General features: G+C 54.6%; 18 protein-coding genes and 4 pseudogenes. 6 read left to right on the forward strand and 16 right to left on the reverse strand.

The window, feature by feature from the left end; genetic code table 11:
* The 3 genes and pseudogenes from GV764_RS17965 to GV764_RS17975 form a co-directional block, all read right to left on the reverse strand.
* Positions 1–689, reverse strand: a pseudogene (locus GV764_RS17965) (hypothetical protein); the annotation flags it as partial.
* A gap of 56 nt (positions 690–745) precedes the next feature.
* Entirely contained in the window at positions 746–1708 is a 963-nt protein-coding gene (locus tag GV764_RS17970; RefSeq protein ID WP_161661319.1) for a DUF6453 family protein, read from the reverse strand.
* Positions 1708–1902, reverse strand: a pseudogene (locus GV764_RS17975) (hypothetical protein); the annotation flags it as partial. The pseudogene GV764_RS17975 and the gene GV764_RS17970, both read right to left, overlap by 1 nt.
* On the opposite strand from GV764_RS17975, the gene GV764_RS17980 reads away from it, so the two are divergent.
* The 5 genes and pseudogenes from GV764_RS17980 to GV764_RS17995 form a co-directional block, all read left to right on the forward strand.
* Positions 1879–2508, forward strand: coding sequence for a hypothetical protein (locus tag GV764_RS17980; protein ID WP_201743254.1), 630 nt, complete (start codon positions 1879–1881; stop codon positions 2506–2508). The pseudogene GV764_RS17975 and the gene GV764_RS17980 sit on opposite strands and share 24 nt — an antisense overlap.
* A 93-nt stretch (positions 2509–2601) precedes the next feature.
* Positions 2602–2808 (forward strand): hypothetical protein, encoded by a 207-nt coding sequence (locus GV764_RS17985; protein ID WP_043866593.1) that lies wholly within the window; start codon positions 2602–2604, stop codon positions 2806–2808.
* Complete coding sequence (locus GV764_RS17990; RefSeq protein WP_161661321.1) at positions 2769–3959, forward strand: Arm DNA-binding domain-containing protein; 1191 nt, start codon at positions 2769–2771, stop codon at positions 3957–3959. Before GV764_RS17985 ends, GV764_RS17990 begins: the two co-directional genes overlap by 40 nt.
* Positions 3960–4229: 270 nt before the next feature.
* A pseudogene (locus GV764_RS22170) lies at positions 4230–4337 on the forward strand (hypothetical protein); the annotation flags it as partial.
* A gap of 69 nt (positions 4338–4406) precedes the next feature.
* Positions 4407–4744: pseudogene (locus GV764_RS17995) on the forward strand (transposase); the annotation flags it as partial.
* A gap of 234 nt (positions 4745–4978) precedes the next feature.
* On the opposite strand, the gene GV764_RS18000 reads toward GV764_RS17995, so the two are convergent.
* The 8 genes from GV764_RS18000 to GV764_RS18035 form a co-directional block, all read right to left on the reverse strand.
* On the reverse strand, positions 4979–5986 hold the full coding sequence (locus GV764_RS18000) for a LacI family DNA-binding transcriptional regulator (protein ID WP_161661322.1): 1008 nt from the start codon (positions 5984–5986) through the stop codon (positions 4979–4981).
* Positions 5987–6048: 62 nt separating this feature from the next.
* Entirely contained in the window at positions 6049–7557 is a 1509-nt protein-coding gene (locus tag GV764_RS18005; protein ID WP_161661323.1) for a tripartite tricarboxylate transporter permease, read from the reverse strand.
* 18 nt (positions 7558–7575) lie between these two features.
* Entirely contained in the window at positions 7576–8034 is a 459-nt protein-coding gene (locus GV764_RS18010) for a tripartite tricarboxylate transporter TctB family protein (protein ID WP_161661324.1), read from the reverse strand.
* A gap of 53 nt (positions 8035–8087) precedes the next feature.
* Positions 8088–9059, reverse strand: coding sequence for a tripartite tricarboxylate transporter substrate binding protein (locus GV764_RS18015; RefSeq protein ID WP_161661325.1), 972 nt, complete (start codon positions 9057–9059; stop codon positions 8088–8090).
* 16 nt (positions 9060–9075) lie between these two features.
* Positions 9076–10125 (reverse strand): sialidase family protein, encoded by a 1050-nt coding sequence (locus GV764_RS18020; RefSeq protein WP_161661326.1) that lies wholly within the window; start codon positions 10123–10125, stop codon positions 9076–9078.
* A 2-nt stretch (positions 10126–10127) separates the two neighbouring features.
* Positions 10128–11060: a dihydrodipicolinate synthase family protein gene (locus GV764_RS18025; RefSeq protein WP_161661327.1), complete on the reverse strand. Its 933-nt coding sequence runs from the start codon at positions 11058–11060 to the stop codon at positions 10128–10130.
* A 12-nt stretch (positions 11061–11072) separates the two neighbouring features.
* Positions 11073–12719, reverse strand: a complete 1647-nt coding sequence (locus tag GV764_RS18030; protein ID WP_439954657.1) for a signal transduction protein — start codon at positions 12717–12719, stop codon at positions 11073–11075.
* Between the two features lie 18 nt (positions 12720–12737).
* Positions 12738–14330, reverse strand: a complete 1593-nt coding sequence (locus GV764_RS18035) for an FGGY-family carbohydrate kinase (protein WP_161661329.1) — start codon at positions 14328–14330, stop codon at positions 12738–12740.
* A 430-nt stretch (positions 14331–14760) separates the two neighbouring features.
* Here GV764_RS18035 and GV764_RS18040 point away from each other — a divergent pair, with 430 nt between their 5' ends.
* Positions 14761–15297 (forward strand): anti-virulence regulator CigR family protein, encoded by a 537-nt coding sequence (locus tag GV764_RS18040; protein ID WP_161661330.1) that lies wholly within the window; start codon positions 14761–14763, stop codon positions 15295–15297.
* Between the two features lie 40 nt (positions 15298–15337).
* Here the strand turns inward: GV764_RS18040 and GV764_RS18045 are convergent, their stop codons facing one another.
* The 5 genes from GV764_RS18045 to GV764_RS18065 all read right to left on the reverse strand — a co-directional run bounded on the left by GV764_RS18045 (position 15338) and on the right by GV764_RS18065 (position 20734).
* Positions 15338–16363, reverse strand: a complete 1026-nt coding sequence (locus GV764_RS18045) for a fimbrial protein (RefSeq protein WP_161661331.1) — start codon at positions 16361–16363, stop codon at positions 15338–15340.
* 13 nt (positions 16364–16376) lie between these two features.
* Entirely contained in the window at positions 16377–18842 is a 2466-nt protein-coding gene (locus GV764_RS18050) for a fimbria/pilus outer membrane usher protein (RefSeq protein ID WP_328515183.1), read from the reverse strand.
* Positions 18843–18856: 14 nt separating this feature from the next.
* On the reverse strand, positions 18857–19528 hold the full coding sequence (locus tag GV764_RS18055; protein WP_161661359.1) for a fimbrial biogenesis chaperone: 672 nt from the start codon (positions 19526–19528) through the stop codon (positions 18857–18859).
* A gap of 49 nt (positions 19529–19577) precedes the next feature.
* A complete protein-coding gene (locus tag GV764_RS18060; protein WP_161661332.1) occupies positions 19578–20099 on the reverse strand; it encodes a fimbrial protein in 522 nt (173 codons plus the stop codon).
* Positions 20100–20224: 125 nt separating this feature from the next.
* Positions 20225–20734, reverse strand: coding sequence for a helix-turn-helix domain-containing protein (locus tag GV764_RS18065; protein ID WP_161661333.1), 510 nt, complete (start codon positions 20732–20734; stop codon positions 20225–20227).
* Between the last annotated feature and the right edge of the window lie 429 nt (positions 20735–21163).

The following is a 21163-nucleotide window of genomic DNA, read 5'->3' on the forward strand; positions in this document are numbered from 1 at the left end:
TCCATCACCGACGACGCGGCGCTGTTCGCGTTATTACCGATGTTAAATGCCGCCGCTGATGCTGATGTGCGGCTTCCCGCGTAAGCGATCCCTGGCGTGTTACTTGACGACAGGCGAAGCAACATCGAGCCGGCGATATTGGCATTACCCAGAACGGGGACATTGCCACCTGCCACGCCCGTGTCGCGCGTTGCCACACTACCGAGCCCCAGCCCGGTTCGCGCAGCTGCTGGCGTTGTGCCGCCCGTTCCGCCCTGCTCAACCGGTACCGCGCCACCCACGCCGCGCTGCGCAAGTTTGCCGAGAGCCGGAATAGCGACGGAAATGCCGTTAATGGTCACTGTCACGGTCTGATTTGCTGATGTGCCAGCAAAAGTCTCCCACGCATCGCTGCTCGCGTCGTAGTCCCGGACAAGCTGCGCGATACTTTGCGCAAGACCATCTACAGACAGCGCGTCAGTGGTAAGGATTGCGTACTTCGTGCCAGCCGCGAGCCAGGGATTTGCTGCTGCGGTGAGTGTCAGGGATGTGGCACTGTTTACGGTCGCAATCTCAAAAATCTGCGGCGGGGATGTCAGGACAAGAAGTGTCTGGCCAGCGCGAACCTGACTTGCCGCGGACGTGAAATTCGTACCGGTGCCTGTTACACCTGCACCTGCAATCGCAATAGTACCTGCGCTATAGATCATATTTACTCCGGACATAAAAAACCCGCCGGATGGCGGGTCTGGGTAAGTGTTTTTTGTTAATACATTGAGGGGATGCATGGCACGGGGATGTTTGCCAGACGCTGGCCAACCAGCGCGTATTTGTCAGTCCAGCGCCAGCGCACGCGACCGCGCCCACACCGGACGGCGTTTCCTGACCTGACGATGCCCGCCAGTTTCATATAGTCCCACCCGCCGTTGGTGTTGCTGTCGTAGCCGTAGACGCCCAGCATAATCATGGTGTCGCCGATGTCCGTCCATGACCATGACGGCGTCCATGTCTTCCGGTTATAGATGAACGGGCGGTTTGTTGTTGAAAACACGCATGCACCGTTTTTGAAGAAATTAAGACCCGGTCCGGGGGTAGGTGCAATACCCGACGCAAATATCGCGATTGTTATCGTCACTGTCGCCGGGACGTCCTCGCCGTTCCTGTCCTCGAATGCTGTAACGACTGTGCCGTCGCACTCAACCGTGGCGCTCGGGTGCGACCATTTCCCAAACACGACATAATTGGATTTTGGTGCAATCGTGTCAGGCAGAGTCCAGGTCCCGGTGAACGTTACCGAACCGCGCCAGACGCAGAACCCGGCCATGCTGTTAACGGCAATGCTCATGAAATCGGTTGAGTCCTGAATCAGCAGGCCTCCGCCCGCGCTGGCTGATGCGGGCAGTATTTGCCAGACCGATGCATCAAACCCCCTGACAAGTTTATCACCAAGCGAAGTCCAGTAGGTCTGGGTGACCGTCGCACCGTTCTGCGTAAACCCGGTCAGGACACCCACCGCCGGAATAATCGACGGACTGACAGGCGGGGCGTACCCGGCACAGACGCGGGGTAGCAGTATCACTTCACTCCCGGGGACATAATTCGCCATATCCAGCGAAACAGAAGTTGAAGCTGCCGTCCACTGCCCGCTAAACGTCGGGCACCGCAGGCCGGATGTAATTTCCATCCGGGGGCCGCCATCATTCAGATCAATCAGTAATCCTGCCGGCATCACCACATCCCCAGTCTGATCAGGCCGCCACCCGGCAGATTAACGGTTACCCCGCTGCCATCGATGACGACGGTATTGTTCGCGCCGTTAAAACTGAAATTGCCCGAAGTGGCGTAAAGATTGCCCCGCACCGTCACTCCGTTAAATGTGGCGAACCCCGATTTATTGATATGCCAGCCCACATTGCCGGTACTGCGGAACGCGAAAGCCTGGAATGTTTCCGCATAGCCCTTGCCGCGCTGGAGTCCCGCGCGGATGCGGAGCCGGTAGCGTGGCCAGAAATTCCTTTCACGTATGATGAGTTGGTAGGTATGCACGGAAAGGAATTTGCAAACGGATATATGCGAGGGTGGGAAAGAAAATGTCGTTCAGTGAAAATGAAAGGCCCACTCTACACCCGACCGCAGCCAGCGCCAACGGTCATTGATTATCGCAACATCGTCGAGAGAGTAGCTATCGCATTGCACGGTTCGGTTACTGATTTGGCATTGCTGCCGGTTACAGCGCAATCCGTAATGAATAAAGTCGCAGCACCAGAAGTACAGTCTGAACAGCGCAACTATCCGGTGATTTCTGATAGCTCAGAAGACTCGAAGCGCCTGGACTGGCTTGATGCGCAGAACAAAAGGCTTAACGAGTATTACGGTACTACATACGGGTGGAAATTTGACGCGAATTTCCAGCGCAATGCCATGATGCTTAATGACGGCAATTACCCGGTTATGAATGTCCGGCAGGCCATTGACGAGGCTATGCGCACTGCCACACACCTACAGGAGGCGCAGGAAGTAAAGAAGTAGATCGCTGCGGTATCTGTTTTGACTGGGCCCGCAATGGTTGCGGGACCTGTATTTTTAAAGAGGACCGGGTGCAGCCGGTGAAGTGGAGGAATTATGCTGAACCTCGATTGTGTTCCGATCTCGACTTATTGCAAAGAAACCGGCGAGACCCTTGAAGCCATTAATAAACGGGTGCAACGCGGCGTCTGGTTTGAAGGTGTTCAGGTGCTGAAGGTGGAAGGCGTTAAGGAAAGATGGATTGATCTTAGTGAGGTTGCTAAATGGGCAAGGCAGAGTCGCCAAAACTACCGCGCGGCGTAACTATCAGAAAGCATAGTCAGGGCGAAACCATCAATATCACTTTCACATACAGAGGGGTTAAATGCAGGGAGCCCCTTTCTAATCTTGAAGTGAACAGTAAGAATATTAAATACGCCGAGCGAACCCTCGGCGAAATCCATAATAAAATAGAGCGAGGAACATTCGTTTACGCTGAATATTTCCCGCGCTCTGCTCGCTTAAAATTATTTGGGAATGCGGCTGCAGGAAAAACAGTAAAAATGTATCTGGATGAATATATCGATATATGCGAAACGCGAAAACTTTCCCCGTCCACTATTGGCGGTTATAAAAAATGCCGTAGCGCGCTGTCCGCGCTGCATTCACTTCCGGCAAGCGAGCTCACGCCGGCGGCAATGAAAGCATGGATCCAGAGCCGCACCACCACATTGAAGACGATCCGCAATCAGCTGTCTTTTTTGCGATCAGCGCTTGATGAGGCTGTCACAGATGGAGTTTTGCAAATCAACCCCGTATCCCTCGTAACAGCATCCCGGTATCAAAGCGACAAATCGACTGCTGACAGCGACTATATTGTCGATCCGCTTTCACCAGCAGAAGTAGATGCACTCCTCTCCTCTGCCGGTAATAAGCAGTGGGAAAATTTATTTATGTTCGCAATCCAGACGGGGTTGCGCAGCTCAGAATTATGCGCGCTGCGCTGGCGCGATATCGATTTTATCGGGAAGACTGCGCATGTTCAGAACGCGAGTGTGGTAGGGGTTATTAAGGGGACGAAAACAAAGGCAGGGACACGCAAGGTAGAACTTAACGATGTGGCGATGACTGTGCTGGCAAATCAGAAAACCTTCACCTTTATGAAAGATGCGACGATATTCGAGGATCCGAAAACGAATATGCCGTGGGCCAGCGCGGATGCTATCCGTAAAAAAGCATGGGTGCCAACATTACGCAAAGCAGGGATCAGATACCGCAACCCATACCAGACTCGGCATACATTCGCGACACGCCACATCAGCCAGGGGGCAAACCTTTTCTGGCTTGCTGGGCAGATGGGGCACAAGGGGCCAGAGATGCTCTTCAGGCATTACGGATCCTATCTGAAAGAGTACGACGGAAACACCGAGCGGAGACTACTCAAGGTCAGCGGCGGGACACGAAAGGAGCCGTAAAGGAGCCGCAGAAATTTTTACAGTAAATTAATTACACTCAATCAATGGGTTACAAAATTTCGGACACGGGTTCAACTCCCGCCAGCCCACCAAAATTCTTGGTTGATGGTCACCAGAGCCACTCAACAAAGTCCTGAAAGCCCGAAAGGTTAAAACCTGGCGGGCTTTTTTGTGCCTTGAATTTGTCCCGCGAAGTCTGGTACCAACTGATTAAATCCGAATCTTTTAGGCACTTCGTAAAGCGTTATTGTTTTTGAGGTGCCTAAAACTATGGAACTCCGGCAATGGCAAGACAAACCTCTTTCCGTTAAGGAAATCGAATCCGCCAAACCCAAAGAAGCGGACTACTTTCTCTATGATGGTGATGGTGTAAGTATCCCGCATAATCGTGCCATTCACATTTAGAGATCCTCCGACATAATCAATCTGCCAACGAAGGAGATCGCTATGCGTAAATCCCGTTTTACTGAGCATCAGATCATTGCTGTAATTAAATCGGTTGAAGCCGGACGAACCGTTAAAGATGTCTGCCGGGAGGCCGGTATTTCTGAAGACACCGGTTACAACTGGAAGTCCAGATACGGCGGCATGGAGACTTCTGATATTGAAAAGATAAAGGATCTTGAGGACGAGAACCGGCGTCTCAAACAGATGTTTGCCGGCCTGAGTTTTGAGAACCGGGCGCTGAAGCTTTAAAACCAGCCTTTAAGCGTGAGCTGGTCACTCATCTGATAGCGACATTTGGACTCAGTATCCGCCAGGCCTGCCAGAGCCTGAATGTAGCGGCACACTGCATTTGACCACCAGAACAGAGATAATTTCCTCACCTCAAAACAAAACAGGTGTCCCGAAGAAAAGAAAAAATGTCAGCGCAGCGTTTAAACGCAAAGCCGCGTCTGGCCTCTGTCCGGCAGCGGTTAAAACGTCGTTATCCTGCGCGCAAAAAATGAATATCTTTTTCTCTGCTCAGCCAGCAACTCAGGGCTTCGCGAAAATAAGCGGCGGCACATTAGCATCCTTCACCCCAATGCCTTCCCCCTGAATACCAGTTCCGCCTTCGCTGTTCCTCCCTGTTCAACAACCTTTCCTTCCAGCGCAGCCACCATCAACTGGCAGGCTTTTGCAGCGAGTTTTTTTTCATCCTGACGCATAGACCAGAGATTATTCGCCAGAAATCCCAGCATGATGTTGTCATCGAAGGTGCCGATATTGATATCGTTTGGAATATACCCGCAACGTTCACGCAGTACGCTGAGCGCGCCCTGGAGGATCGGCAGGGATGACGCGATAAAATTTTGCGGCCAACGGCCATGAAGATCGATGTACTGCGCCATAAGATCTGCACCGTCGCTAATACGGTTGTGCTCCGCGCAGGTAATATCGGACGGAGAAACCGTCATCCCCAGCTCAGCCATAGCCCGCTTAAAGCCGCTAAGACGATCGATAATCGTTGGTGACGTCATGTCAGCAGTAAAAAAATGCAGCGGTTGCCCCAGGTATTCCACCATCGCTTTGGTTAGCTGGTAGCCACTGTCGCTGTTATCCGTGGTAACACACGCAGCATCCTGAATGCCAAAATCCCGGTCGAGAAACACCAGCGGTTTTTTACGGTGTTTAAGATGATGCGCCTGGCAGGCTGCGTCCGTTGACACGACAAAAATACCATCGACGTTTCGCTCTTCGAGCGACTTTACCAGCCGGTTTTCATATCGCGGTTCGCCGTTGGTGCAGCTGATCATCAGCTGATAGCCCAACTCCCGGCACGCCGCTTCCAGCTGTTCCGCCAGCGCGGAGAAAAAGGGGTTAGAGAGTCGCGGAATAACCAGCCCGAAGACATCAGTTTTATTGAGCTTCAGGCTGCGGGCGGTGAGGTTGATGGTATAACTGTGTTCCTGCACATACTCATTAATTTTGTCCTGCGTTTTCAGGCTGATGCGATACTTTTTGGCATTACCGTTCAGGACGGCGCGTACCGTTGTGATGGAAACGCCTAAATCCCTCGCGATTTCCTCAACTGTTTTTGCCATAAGTGTGCATTCCTTACTTGATGAAAAACGGGCCACCGTCGGCAGCCCGTGAATAAGTGCTATCAACCCGGTTGCTTACGCCACATGGCCTTCAGACGGGGGCCGAAAATCGGCATCAGCAGGGTGATCAACGCAATGGCCAGGAAAACAGCGCAGACCGGGCGCGTCAGAAATACGCTCGGGTCGCCTTCAGACATCACCAGCGCACGCCGGAAGTTCGATTCCGCCATTGGCCCCAGAATAATGCCAATCACAATAGGCGACATTGAGAAATCAAGCTTAATCAGGATATAAGCCGCTAATCCGGAAGCCATCATCACAAAGACGTCCGTCATATCGTGGTTTACCGAATAGGCCCCCACGGAACAGAGTACAAAGATAATGGGCACCAGTACCCGACGCGGCACGTTCATCACTTTGGCAAACAGGCGCATCCCCATAAAGCCCATGATGCCCATAAAGATATTCGCCGCGAACAGGCCGATAAAGATGGCATTCACTTCAACCGGATGCTCAGTAAATAACTGCGGCCCCAGCGCCAGCCCTTGCACCATAAATGCGCCCATGATGATCGCGGTTGCGCCATCCCCAGGGATACCCAGCGTCATCAGCGGCACCATTGCGCCGCCCGCCACCGAGTTCGCGCCAGCTTCCGGAGCGGAAACCCCTTCCGGCGAACCGTGGCCAAACTCTTCAGGATGTTTTGACCAGCGCTTGGCTTCGTTGTAGGCAATGAAAGAGGCGATATCGCCGCCGGTCCCCGGCACCGCACCGATGCCAGTGCCAATCACCGAGGAGCGAATATAAACCGGCATCACCCGCTTCAAATCTTTCCAGGTGGGCAGGATGCGCTGAATTTTGCTCTGCATGCTATGCACCACGCCAGCGACGCGTTCCCGGTGATCTTCCTCAAGGCTAATCAGCCCCTGAGAAAAGGCAAATAACCCCACCAGCACCGGAATAAACGATATGCCGCCCATCAAATAGACGGAATCAAAGGTAAAACGCATCCCGGCGGTCATCGGGTCCAGCCCGATAGTGGCGATAAATAACCCCAGCGCGCCGCCCATCAATCCTTTAATAATGGATTGCGAAGAAACGCTGGTAATAATGCTGATCCCAAACACCGCCAGCGCGAAATATTCAGCGGAGGAAAAACCGGTGGCGACTTTCGCCAGCAGCGGCGCAATGAGCACCAGCGCGATAGTACTGAAAACGCCGCCGAACATTGAGGCGCCAGTGGATAATCCCAGCGCGCGTCCGGCTTCTCCGCGTTTCGCCATCGGATAGCCATCCAGCACCGTGGCGGCAGAGGCGGGCGTGCCCGGCGTGCTGATCAGGATGGCGGTAATCGATCCGCCATAGACCGCGCCGCAGTACACCCCAAGCAGCATCAGAATACCGGTCATCCCCTGGAAGGAGTAAGTCAGGGGCAACAACAGCGCAATGCCCATATTGACGGTAAGCCCCGGCAGCGCGCCGATAATAATCCCCGCCAGAACCCCCATCAGGATCATTGCGGTGGTTTCGAAACTGAAGACCAGCAACAGGGCATCTAAAACTTCGTTCATTATGATTCCCTTATTAATTCACTCGGAAAACACCGATTCCGGCAGCGGAGAATTAAAGATCATGGTGAAGGAGATATAAATACAGACGACGATCAGCACCGAACACACGCCCAGGAACCAGGGGCGTTTTTCGCCCATAATACGCATCACAATCGGGATCAGGATCAGCGATGAGGCGATAAACCCGCCATAGCACAGCGCGATCGCATACACGCCCATTAACCCGGCGACCCAGTAGGCTTTACGAACCGGCGCCGAGGAAAGATCTACGGATATATCCACTGCGGCCCGCTGTTTATAGACGTTAATCAACTGCAAAATCCCAAGGCCAATGAACAGCCATGCCAGACAATATGGCCAGAAGCGCTCCCCTAACATGCCGCTTTCATCGAATAAATGCATATCGCGTGAGAGCACAATGATGCCCAGCCCGACTATCACGGAGACGGCACCAACAACAATATTCTGCTTTCGCATAAACCCACCCCGATAATTTCCCGGCCAGTGCCACGCCCGACCGGGAATAAGCGTTATTTTTTCATGACGTCGGCAATCAGGGCGCCATACATTTCGTCATCGTCCTTCATCATTTCGTAAGCGTCGTCACCGGTGATCACCACCGGCATAATGCCCTGCTTCTTCAGCGCTTCCTGATAAGCGGGCGTTTTCACCACCTCAGTAAAGGTGTCCACCAGCTGTTTTTTCACGTCATCGCTGACTTTCGCGGTGGTGGCCAGTACCGCCCAGGCGCGCATTTTCACGTTCACGTCCAGATTCAGCGCTTCTTTAAAGGTCGGCGCGTCCGGGAACAGCGGGAAGCGTTGCTCATCCATCACACCAAGCACTTTTAACAGCCCGGCGTCAGCCTGCGATTTCACCGAGCCCGGCGTAGTCAGTACGGCATCGATGTGCTCACCCACCAGCGCAGCAATGGAAGGTCCGGTGCCTTCGTTGTAAGGAATATGGTTAAACTTCGCGCCGGTGATTTTCTCAATATTAACCGCAGCCAGGTGATAGATCGCGCCGTTGCCGGAGTTACCCACTTTCAGCTTGCCCGGGGCTTTTTTCGCGGCATCGATAAATTCCTGTAGCGTGTTGTACGGTGATTTAGCGTTCACTACCACGGCAACCGGATCGGCGATGGTGGTAACAATCGGGGTAAAGTCTTTATAGGTCACCGGGGATTTCCCCTGGTGCGGGAACATTGCCAGCTCGACGGTGGTCATGACCAGCTTATAGCCGTCCGGGCGCGCTTTCGCGACTTCCAGCAGCCCGGTGATGCCGTTGCCCGCCGGTTTGTTGACCGGGACCAGCATGGTGCCTTTCGGCATTTTATCCCGGGCGAACTCAATCACGGTGCGCGCGGAGGTATCTGTGCCGCCGCCCGGATTTTTCGGGATCACGACTTCAATATTTTTTTTGGGATAGGTTAGCGTCTGCTCTGCCTGAACGGCGGCAAACGGCATCATCATCAGTAAGGCACACAGTAAATTCTTCTTCATCAGGTACTCCGCACTTTTAATTATTGTCGGTAAGGGTTTGGTAAATGATGTTCTTGCGATTCCATGTCCAGGTCAGGTGAATCACGCCTCCTTGTTGTACGATGGCCGGGTAGGAAAACTCGCCCTTCCCCTCTTCCAGCACCCAGGGTGGCGACCAGGTCGCGCCGTTATCCACCGAGCGCAGCAGCGCAACAGGATAACGACGGCCCCAGTTTCCCGCGACAGGATTGCAGGCAAGCACAATATCGCCGTTATCCAGCCGCACCACATCGATGCCGCTATTGTTATTCGGTAGCGCCGTGGCATAGGCCGGACACCAGCTTCTGCCATAATCTGTAGAGTCAGCGCGATAGATATACCCCCGGGTACTGCGCATAAGCGCATGAATATAACCGGGTTTTGATTCCCATAATGTTGGCTGTATAACACCATCCCACTGCATAACCTGCGTGAGATCGCATTCCCATAAAGCATCCTGTTTTAAACCCTGCCACAGGGCGCTTTCATCCGCCGCCTCGCCATGCTGATGCTCAATCGGGATCGCCACCTGATACCAGCTTTCCCCCTGGTCCGCCGAGATATCCACAAACGCGTCCCAGAAGCGGGCATTTTCTGTCGAGGCCGGGGCGATCCATTCGCCGTTACTCATCACCAGCAGCTTATTTTTGACCGGGCCGCGCGGCTGCGCATCGCCGGCGACCAGTTCACGAGGGGCGCTCCACGTTCGGCCTTCGTCATCAGAAACCGCGACGCGGGTGGTCCAGCTGTGTACATCTTTGCCCACTTTGTAGAACAGCCACAGCCGCTGATGCTGGTAATGCAATACCGGGTTCCAGTGCGCCACGCCCGGTTGCGACATCACTTTCACCGCAGGCTGCCAGACGCCGTTTTCGCTGCGGGAAAGCCAAATCGCCGTATCGCCGCTGCCCTCTTTGCTTCCGGCGAAGAACGCCGCCACCAGGGTAGGCTTCTCCGGCAGCGCCACCAGCGTCGAGGCGTGGCACTGTGCGAAATCCTGCTGGTCGTCTGCCAGCAGCGGCTGGCGTTTCTTCAGGGTAAATGCCATGGCTACCCCTCAATATGCAGCTGTTTCTGGAGATCGCGCCCCAGCCGCACCATGCTGTCGATGGCTTCCGGGTAGAAGGTGTCATCATAGTGTTGGCTATCGCGCACCCGGCAGGTCAGCGTGGAGAAATTGCCGATTTGCTGCTGGAACGCTTTGGCGCATACCGGATAATCCAGGTTTTCAACCAGCGCCGCAGTGGAAAGATAATCGGCCAGCCGCTGCGCTTTTTCCGGCTCCTGCCGCCAGTTCTCATACAGCCATACGTACAGCTCGGGATGGAAATTCGCCATCACGCCGCTGTAGGCCTGGCACCCGGCCTGCAACGAGGGAAGCAGCGTCTGGCTGTTGGCGTTCGCCAGGTGCAGCCTGCTGCCCCGGGTGAGCGCCAGCCGACGTTCAATGATCGGCAGGCTGCAACAGGTATCTTTAATAAAGGTGAAGCGGTTGCTTTGGGCGCACCAGGCGACAATCTCGTCAGACAGCAGGCGCTTGTACGGGAACGGGCATTCATAAATCCCCAGATCCACATTCTCGGGCACGTCGGCGATAAGGCGCTGTAGCGTTTCCAGCGCCAGCTCGTCGCTTTCTCCGGCCAGCGCCAGGCGATTGCTGATCAGAATGACGCCGTCGACCCCGGTTTCCGCCATTTGGGTGAGCTGCTCGCTCTGATGATGAAACGCGTTGGCGGTATGCCCTGAGGCCACCACCGGCACGCGGCCATCCACCCGCTCGATGATAAAGCGCACCAGCCGGCGGGACTCTTCATCGCTCAGAAAAAACATCTCGCTGGACTGGCAGTCAGCAAACAGACCGTGGACGCCCGCCGCCAGATACCAGTCAATCAGCCGCTCCAGCGATGTCCAGTCGATCTCTTTTTGCCGGGTAAAAGGCGTTAACATCACCGGCCAGACGCCAGCGTACTTCGTCGTATTCATGGCAGTTTCCTTTTACAGCAGATCAATGGCGGTACCCGCCACGGCAACCCGGATACCCTGGGTGAGCGCCTGGGCGACAAACGCCTGGAACACCGTTTGCAGCACCGGCTCATCCACATAGGCAATCGTCAGATGGTTGCTCTGATGGCCCGCCATTAATTCATCGCGGCCAACCCCATCAAGCACCGCGTTGAGCAGCGGCCATTCGTAGCAGGTGGCGCGGTGGCGACGTTCGAACTCCTCTTCCGGCAGCTCCACGCCCCGTCCGGTGCCGATGTGCATAATCACCTCGGTCCCTTCATAGTGGGCGCGCGCCCAGATAAAACGCCCGGCTTTGCCTTGACCGCAAATCGTCGAACCGCCATACGGGAAGTACATCGCAGGCTGGCGATAGCCCGTGGCGCCTTTGATGCCGCCTTTTAAATGCTCGAACGGGACGGCGCCGGAGATTTCCAGATCCCAGTAGAAGGTGCCGTTGTATTCGCTACCCCAGCGGATATCGTGCAGCGTGGTTTCTGCGGGCAGCGAGAGCGAACTCAGCAAACGCCACAGCATGGTCTGCGGGATGGCGGTGCCCATATCCACTTCATTAATGCAGGGGATCGGCTGGCCGTCGCAGATGATATTGCCGTGTTCATCCGGCAGCGGGAAACGCGCGGTGGAGCCAATCGCGCCTTCCGCGAAATCTGACGCCGCACAGCTGTCCTTCAGCCCTTGCTGATACTGAACGCCCACGGCGGACAGTCCAAAGCGCTGCACAAATCTCGCCATCGCGATCATCATGGCGCACTGCTCTTTCACCTGTTCACGGGTGAGCTCTTTGCTGCCGTCCTCGCCGAAGCGGAAATCCATCCCCTGGTCGATATACCATTGCAGGCACGCTTCACGCAGTGAATCCGGCACTTTTGCCATCTCCACCAGCAGCGCCGACTGGGAAAGCGACTCAATCGGCATACCGATATTCACCATCGCCTGTTGCGGGAAGACGCCGTTAATCATTCCCATGCAGAAGGTGTCGAACAAACCGATAATTTCTTTATGGCGCAGAACATATTCACCCACGTTACGCCCCAGCTGACCCGCCTCGGTAGCCATGACGGGATGCGTCGCGGGAACGGGATGCAGATAGCTCAGAGAATGTTGTAACGAACCGTAGCGCAGCCAGGTTTTCAGGCCGTCGACAAACAGCTCATCGTCGAAATTCTCAGACCATAAGCGGGAATAGGCTTTCCCCAGGCTGGTTAACGACCCGGCCAGGCAGAGCATGCCCACCAGCCCCGGCCAGGTGCCGTCGAAATTCGCCAGCAGCAGGACGGGTCCTTTGTGATGCACCAGCGACGGCGCGATGTGATGGGAATACTGCCAGGCGGTGAGCAGTACAATCAGCGGCGCGTTTTCATCAATTTGAGCAAACAGATCGCTTCCCTGGCGCTGGCTGCTGATAAATCCGTGGCCGCGCTGGTGGTCGACCGCGTGGGCGCGTTTCATCTGATAGCCAAGTTTGCCGAGCATATCCTGCAATTTGGCCTCGTATTTTTCCTGCATCGGCCAGCAGGCCAGGTTTGCAGACTCGCGCAAGTCCGCATTGGTGATCATCAGAATTTCATTTTTCCCTGCGCTGATTTTTTCCGGTGCGGCAGGTAACGTTTGTGTCATCACGTCAGCATTCCTTTTTAGTCAGATACGAGAAGTCGCCATCAGCGCCTGATAGCGCTGCTGATCCTGATACATCTGCAAATAAACCTGGTATTTTGCGTCGTGGAACGCCCTTTTCTCCGGGTTCGGCGTAATGGTGCGGTCGCGCTTAACCATGCTGCGCGCGGCGGCGCTGAGATGGGTAAACGCCCCGCAGGCCACTGCGCCAGTCAGCGCCGCGCCCAGGGTTACCGCGTCTTCTTCCGCGACCAGATGGATGGCGCGCCCGGTGGCGTCGGCATATTCACGCAGCCACAGCGGGTTTTTACTGGCGCCACCGCACAGGGTGATGGTGTCGATCTTTTGTCCGTGATCTTCCATGGTATCGATGATATGGCGCGTGCCATAAGCGATAGCCTGTAGGGTGGCGAGGTAAAGCCGGGTGAGCTGTTGCGGGCCGCTTTCCAGCGTCAGACCCGCCACCATGCCTTTCGCCTGCGCATCGGCGCGGGGCGAGCGGTTGCCATGGTGATCGCCAAGCACGTGCAAACTTTGGGTCGGATTTGCTTCTTGCGCTTCAAGGGCTTCCACGCGTTGATTCAGCAATGCATAAGGGCTACAGCCCAACGCAACGGCTTCGTCATTCAGTCCGCGCCAGTGTTCGCTCTGCTGAAGCGTCCATTCCACCAGCGCGCCAGCCGCGCTTTGTCCGCCTTCGTTCAGCCACGCGTTGGGGTACATCGCGCCAAAATAGGGGCCCCACACGCCGGGGATAAACACCGGCTGCGGGCTGATGATCATGTGACAGTTAGAGGTGCCGCTGATAAGCGCAAGATTTTGCAGCGGATTTTCAGCCACCAGCGCCAGCCCGCCTGCGTGGGCGTCGATCATGCCGCTGGAAACCACAACCCGCTGCGTCAGACCAAGCTGTTGTACGGCTTCAGGCTGAAGTGTTCCGAGCGCCTCGCCGATGTTGGCGATACGGCCGGGAATTTTCGCTGTGACGTCACCCAGTTCTACCGCATCCAGCAGGGTCTGGCTAAAGCGTGATTCATGTGCGAGGTAGTTCCATTTGCAGGTCAGCGTGCAAATACTTGCCGCGTCAATGCCGCTGGCGCGCCAGGCAAGATAATCCGCGAGATCGAAGAAGCGCCATACGCTGTGATAGCGTTCCGGGTAATGAGTTTTCAGCCACAAGATTTTCGGCAATTCCATTTCGATGCTGACGCTGCCGCCTACATATTCAAGCGCCGGATCCTGGGTGGCGTTGATTCGCTGAGTTTGTTCGCCGGCCCGGTGATCCATCCACATGATGATATCGCGCTCGGCCTCGCCGCCCTGCGCCACGGATACCGGTTCGCCGTGCTGCCCTACCGCCACCAGCGAACAGGTCGCGTCAAAACCGATGGAAGCGATACGCGCGGGGTCTACTTGCGCGAGAGACACGGCTTCGCGCACGACGGCACAAACCTGCTGCCAGATATCTGTTGAGGACTGTTCCACATAGTTAACGGCAGGGTGAAACTGCTGAACAGGACGAACAGCAAAGGCCAGGCGCTCGCCATGCGGCGTATAAACCCCCGCCCGAACGCTGGCCGATCCGACATCCACACCGATAAATAACTGGTCCATCACATGCCCTCTCAAAGTTGCTGCTTCGAGAAAGCATGATGTTTAAGACACTGGTTAAAAACAATGCACGAATGTGTAATTTGTGATCTGCACTTGATATTTCATGGTAAGCCAGAAAATCTAAAAGCACTTAAATTTATGTTTTTAAACATAAAATAACGAGGTCATTCGCCAGGAAAAATCTTATCTTTTTTGCAGGCCGCACCGCAGCGAAGCGCTAACCCAGGCTGAAAGCGCTTATGCAACCCGTCGCTCAGAATAACGGCGCAAAGAGAATCGCATTTTTCCCGCTCAATCCCGCCGGGCGCAATTATCTTTTTACACGCCCCTGCGTTGAGGACGTGAAAGCGTAAAATCCAGGAATCCGTGAAATTGCCTTTTAACCGCAGCGGGCATAATTTCAAAGTGCACCCGCACTTAGAAGGAAAACATCATGTCCAGTCAGCGTCGTTTACGTCTCGCTTTAGCGGCGGTTATCTCACTCTCAATGCTCGCCACGCCGGTGATGGCGAATCCGGGCAACGGGAATGGAGGCGGTAATGGCAATAGCGGCAATCATGGCAACAACGGTGGTAACCACGGCAATAGCGGTAATAAAGGCAACAGCGATAACCGTGGCAACAGCCAAAAAATGAACGGCAATTCATCCGACAAAGGCGCGCCGGACAAGCGTAAAAATTATGGCAAACCGGATCACGTTGAGGCGGATATCAGCTTTAACACGGCTCGCCAGCTGGCGGTGAATTATGGCCTGACCGGCTATGACTCGCTGCCTCCCGGCATCGCAAAGAATTTAGCCCGCGGTAAACCGCTTCCTCCGGGGATCGCCAAAAAAGCGGTTCCGGTCTCAATGCGCGACAGCCTGCCTTACTATCCCGGTTACGAATGGCGGATTGTCGGCGACGATCTGGTACTGATCGCGCTGAGCACCGCCGTGGTGACGGCCATTATTAACGGCGTATTTGATTAACCTCCCCTAAGCCCCGCACTGCGCGGGGCTTTTTTTGCAATCAGTCGTAGGTCAGGGTAAAGGTCGCCGTCCCGTTGGCCGTTCCGCCCGTAATAGTATTCTCCGTCTGGTAATAGCGCGCTTTCAGGGGAATGATGTAGCGTCCCGTGACGCTGGCGGTGCCGGTGGAAATCGGCGCGGCAAGCCGCAACGGCGCGTTGTTATACAATACCTGGATCCCCACGCCTCTGGCGCTGCCTTCGCCCGTACTGCTGAGATTCAGTACGCCGCGCGTCGCGTCCTTCACGTTGCCATCAATCTGCATCGCGACGTGGGTACCGGCGAAACAGGTCAGCGGCAGTTCAACATCCTGCGTGTGGCTGTCTCCCGGTGAGGTTCCCTGCCCCCGGAACGCGTTGCCGGGGACATTGCCCATCGCTACGGAAATAAGCGGTTTATCCACCGTGCAGCCCAGGGTCGTAATAGTGAAGGCGCTGGACGTGACCGTCACCGCAGGCTCTTGCCACAGCAGGCTGTTATTGAGCAATACCAGCGCCCCGGCCTGTTTCGCGGCGACCATTCCTGATCCTGTCACCGCTGCGGTTTTATAGTAAGTAATAAAGACCTGCCCTTTAATCGGTTGCGTGGAAAACATGCCTTGCTGATGGGCGCACAGCGATACCGTATCGATCCGGCCACGGATAGTTCCGCTGCCCGATACCCAGCCCGGCACGTTGCATTCCGACAAGGCGGTGCCGCCAATGGCATAACCGACGCCTTCGATATTGGTTTTATAGACGCGCCGCCCGTCGATCATCATCACGTATTCGCCGTAAGACTCCACGCCCAGATTCTGGTTCGAGATGACGCCGCTCGGCGTGTTATAGCAGTTAAACGCATTAATCATCCCTGTCGTGACCTGGGTGCCAATCACCGAGCCCACTGGCAAGTTTCTGGAGAGAGTGATAGACGGCGCGGGCGCGGGAACCGTCGCTGAGGTTGTCAGCGTATCGCAGTCCCACGCGCTGGCCGTGAACGAAAAAAAGTACAGCGGCCACACCAGGGCGCTCCATAACAATAAACGCATAAGTTTCTCCAAATCAGCGGCACTGGGCCGTTACCGTGGCCTGACCATCGGATGGATTGTTAATCTGGTACGCTGCCTGGCAGCTTCCATTTTCCCAGCGCACGCTGAGGGTTCCTTTTTCCGGCACGCCGGAGAGCCAGACCCGCTGGCGGTCATCCACGATGCTTTCCGTGGTGACGCTGCCGTTCTTCACGCTGACCGTCGCGCCAAACGGGATCGGCGCGCCCTGTAAATGGAACATGGCCTTATAGCCCGTCACCGTGGGATATTCCGCCAGCGCCAGCGCGCCTTTGGTCGGCACCACCGTGGTGGTGTCGTTTAAAATGTCGGTCCGGCTATTCAGGGACGCGCTGTCCAGCGTCAGGCTATTCCGGCGGTACGGCGTGACGTTGGGGATCACCGCAAAACCTTTCCCGTCGGTGTAAATCCCGGTGTTGTTGGAGACTTTCACTTTGCTGGCGTCATCCGCTTTCACCAGCGCCATGGTTTCGCCCAGCGGCTGGGACAGCGACACGCCATAAGGGTGAACCACCACCCCGCCCATCGCGCCGACAGTCGTCTGGTGCTGATGGCGCGAAGAGTTGTAACCCAGCTGGTACTCGCCGAATGACGCCTTGTAATTCGCCGACACGCTGCCGGAAATTTTACCGCCGCGGCTGTCGTAGCCCTGCTGCACATTCCAGCTCAGGTTATTGTCTGCCAGCGCCACGCCGGAAAGACCGGCGCTGGATGCCACATCCCCTTTCTTATTGCTGCTGGCCGACATGTTCAGCCAGCTGTTCGGCAGAAAGCGCGACAGCGGCACCTGAACGGTAAACGACACCACGCGATCGCCATTGCCGTACCACGGCTGACGGGAATAGCTGTAGTTCAGCCCGTAATTGATCGCGTCGATGCTGGTGTTGTAGCCAACATTCACCGTCTGCTCTTTATCGCCGCCCCAGTACGCCTGCTGATAAAGCGAAAGGTTAATATTCCCCCCGTCGCCGACCTGCTGGTTAATATCGATCTGCGCCTTGCTGCGCTTATTCTGGCGGTGCTGCCAGTTCTGCTCGCCATTGGCTTCCTGGAAATCGTAAAAGCCTTCTGTCGAATAGCGATAGTCCATTAACGTAAAGTGGGTGCCGCTCCAGGCAATGTCTTTGGAATATTGCGCCCGCAGGGATACGCCGTCGTCTTTGCTGCCGTCCGGCAACGGGCTGTGCGCCCAGGTGGCGTCAAAGGAGAGCGATCCCCAGCCGCCGAAGCTTTTCCCCATGCCCAGCGCACCGGAAAAATAATCTTCCGAGACGATCGCGCCGCCATACAGCGTGGAGGCCCAGGGCAAGCCGTAGCTGCCGGTCAGCTGTAAGAAGTTGGGCTGTTTTTCGCTGTCCGATGATGCGCGATATTTCCCCGCCGTGAGCGCATAGCTGAGTTGCCCTTCGCGCCGCATAATCGGCACCGCGGAAAACGCCTGAGTAAACTGGCGCACCGTGCCATCCGCTTCGCGTATCGAGACCTGCAAATCGCCGCTGCTGGAGGTCGGATACAGATCGTCAATGGCAAACGGCCCCGGCGGCACATACGACTGCCAGATAATATTGCCGTTCTGGCGGATCGTGATCTGCGCGTTGCTCCGGGCGATGCCGCGAATGACCGGAGCAAACCCGCGCTGGCTTTCCGGCAGCATGCCGTCATCGGAATAGAGCTGCACGCCGCGAAAGCCAAAGCTGTCAAACACTTCCGAGGCGGTGTAGCTTTCGCCAACGGCAAACTGGCTGCGTAAGGCTTTGATATCCCGCTGCAATGACGTGCTGATGCTGTTCCAGTGGCTGCCCCGGTCGCCGTCATTCCAGGTGGAGTAATTACGCAACCGCCACGGGCCGAGGTTAATTCCGCTGCGCAGGTTAGCGTACTGGCTGCGGGTGCTGCCGTTTTCATTACTGCCCGTCGCGCCTGAATAGCTGTAGTTCAGGAACAGCGCGTTAAGGCCGTCATCCCATTCAGATGCCGGGACCGCGCCCTGCGGGTTACGCTGCATATACTGCTGAGGAATGGACATCTCCAGCCGCTGCGCTTCAAAGTCGAGTCGGGCATAGCTGCCCGGCAACAGCGTCGATAACCCGTCGATTGGCTCATCATCCCGCATCGCCATGAATGCCGGCAGCGCATTCGCCGCCACGCCCCAGCGCAGCAGATCCGCTTTGCTGAGGACCGGGCTCAGCGCCTCATCCACCCGTTCAAAACGGACCTCCCGTTCGTCAACCTGCTGGTTATTCAGGATCACCGTCACCTGCCAGCTGCCTGGCGACTGCCCGCCCGCCTGGCTGAAGCGTGAAATATCAATATCGCGCGCGATATTGCCGCGCATTTCAATCAAATCCGGCGAGAAATAATCTTCCGCTTTGGCTGCGGGAATATTAAGCGCGCAGAAAACAACCGCGCTTAATACGCGTAATGGACAACCGTTTTGACGAACAGAAATTAAATGCGACACGTTATTTACTCAACCTATAGCTGTACTTTTACTGGCGCGGTAATCCCCCCAAAATCATTGATTGCCTGCCAGTCAATCTGCTGTCCCGGAGAAACATTATTTGGCAATGTCATTTCCTGCTGCGGTAAAACCATCGGCGCTCTGGATATCGCCTTGCCATTTATTTTTACCGCATGTAATGAAACGCTGAACGGCGTGGGATTTTTCACCACCAGCTTGCCCGCCCGCTGGCTGAACTGAAGCTGTTGGTACGCCGTTGCCGGGTCGCCTTTCATGCCGGCGGGCCGGTAAATCAGTTTCATTTTGCTCTTTACCGCGATGGTTAATTCATTTTTCCCATTGGGTGCTGACGCAGGAATCGATTTAATATTTAACCAGTACACCGACTCTTTATCCGTGGCGGGCGGCTTTCCGCTTAATACCACCCGCACCGAATTTTGTTTATGCGGATCGAGCCGGAATAACGGCGGGGTGGTAATAAACGTATCGTCGTTATCATCCGAACTTTCGTTTTTATTAACCCACGCCTGAATCAAATAAGGTCTGTCATCCGGGTTATTTACGCTGATAGCAGCCTGGTTTTTGTTACCATCGTAAATAAGGCGGGTCCCGCCAATTTCCACGCCGCTCAATGCGCTGGTGGAAAATAACGCCGCCATCAGCAGCGCTGCTTTTGAAACGTTCATCACGATTGCCTTCCTGAAAGGCAGGGCGGCTTACCGCCCTGCTTAATAATTACTGATACGTAATGGTAAATGCCGTAGAGGAGTTGGCAGAGCCCGCGCCAACCGACGTTGAAGTCGACATATATTTCGCGATATAGCTCAGCGTATTGCTGCTCTCTGAATCCAGCGTCACGCTCGCAGAAGAGGTGCCGACCGGGATCAGCGTCGCGCTGTCTTTTTCATACAGCGCGATACCGACGTGAGTGGCGGTTTGGCCGCTGCTCAGCGCCAGGATCGCGCTGTTTTCCGCATGGGTGGTGCCGTCAAAACGCACGCTGGCGCTGGTGACAGACTCCGGGCAGCTCTGAAGCACAATATCAAAGGTTTTAGCTCCTGCCGTGACGCCCGCAGAGGTGCCAAACGCCGTATTGGAAATCGTCCCCATCGGAACGGTCCGGGTCGCGGAATTCACATCAACCGTGCAGGCCTGATCGGTGATCGTACCGGTAAAATTAATGGTGCCGTCGGCGGCCTGTGCAGTAGACGCAACAAAGCATGCGACCAGCGCAGAAATAAGAGCGATCTTTTTCATGGTAAAATCCAGTTAATTGTTAATTACAGTAAAATAATACATAGCGTTCAGGGAATAATTAATAAAACAGGTGTCCTTATTGCGTGCCTTCTCCTTTAATTCAAATACGTTTATCCGTGCGTTCATTACGCCTGTTGGGAACAGGCGTTTTCCAGACGCGCGATATTTCGATACAGCGAAATACGATTGCCGACGCGTAATTTCATAACCATATTTCGTCGATGCGCGTAAAACGTTTTTATTTTTAATCCCATCAGCGAGGCAATTTCTTCTGCGCTATAGCCTTTATGCATATAGTCGAGGATTTGATATTCCCGCTGCGAAAGCGCAAATTTAATCTGGTAGTGATACCTCATGTCGTTAGCGACTAAAAAAGAGAGGATCTCATTCACCTTGCGTTTTCTGTCAATAAATAAAACATTGCCTACGGATTGCAATGCATAATAATCAATATCATTTGAGATAAACGCGACCAGCTGCTTCCCGCTGGCATCCAGTTTTTTCACTTTTGCGGCAAGTACCGTATCCATATCAACAAGAATAAAATTGTCGTCAATAAGCTCTGGCGAAAGTAACGTGCAAATACCCACCTTGAAAAAGTGGTCATTTGAAATGATCGAGTGTGACAGCCGCATAGAAATCCCTGTTAGTTTTATCCCCTTTCGAAAACTCAATGATCAACATCTGCATTCTCTGTTTAAAATTTACCTTATATTCCCCAGGGAGATCACTCGCAAAAAATTAGTGATTCCCCGATTGAGATCAAAACGATCGTTTAATTCAGGCAAAGCGGCAAATTCAGACAGATAATCTGAACATAACGAAAATAAATAAAATAATCAGAATAAAAATCTGGAATAACGATTTTCAGGGTGTATTTTATTATCGATTTTTCTTTCTCATTTCTCCGCTTCGATAGCTTAAACTTGTTAATCTGTTAAAAATGGAATTTTCTTAGGAAATATTCCAGGACGGGTTTAGGAATATATTTCCCGCGACCTGTGAGCAATTATACAGACAGCCTGGTTTAACCCTATCGGCGGATACTTATTGTTGTGCAGGCC

The organism is Atlantibacter hermannii, assembly GCF_009907385.1.
GTDB classification, from domain to species: domain Bacteria; phylum Pseudomonadota; class Gammaproteobacteria; order Enterobacterales; family Enterobacteriaceae; genus Atlantibacter; species Atlantibacter hermannii_A.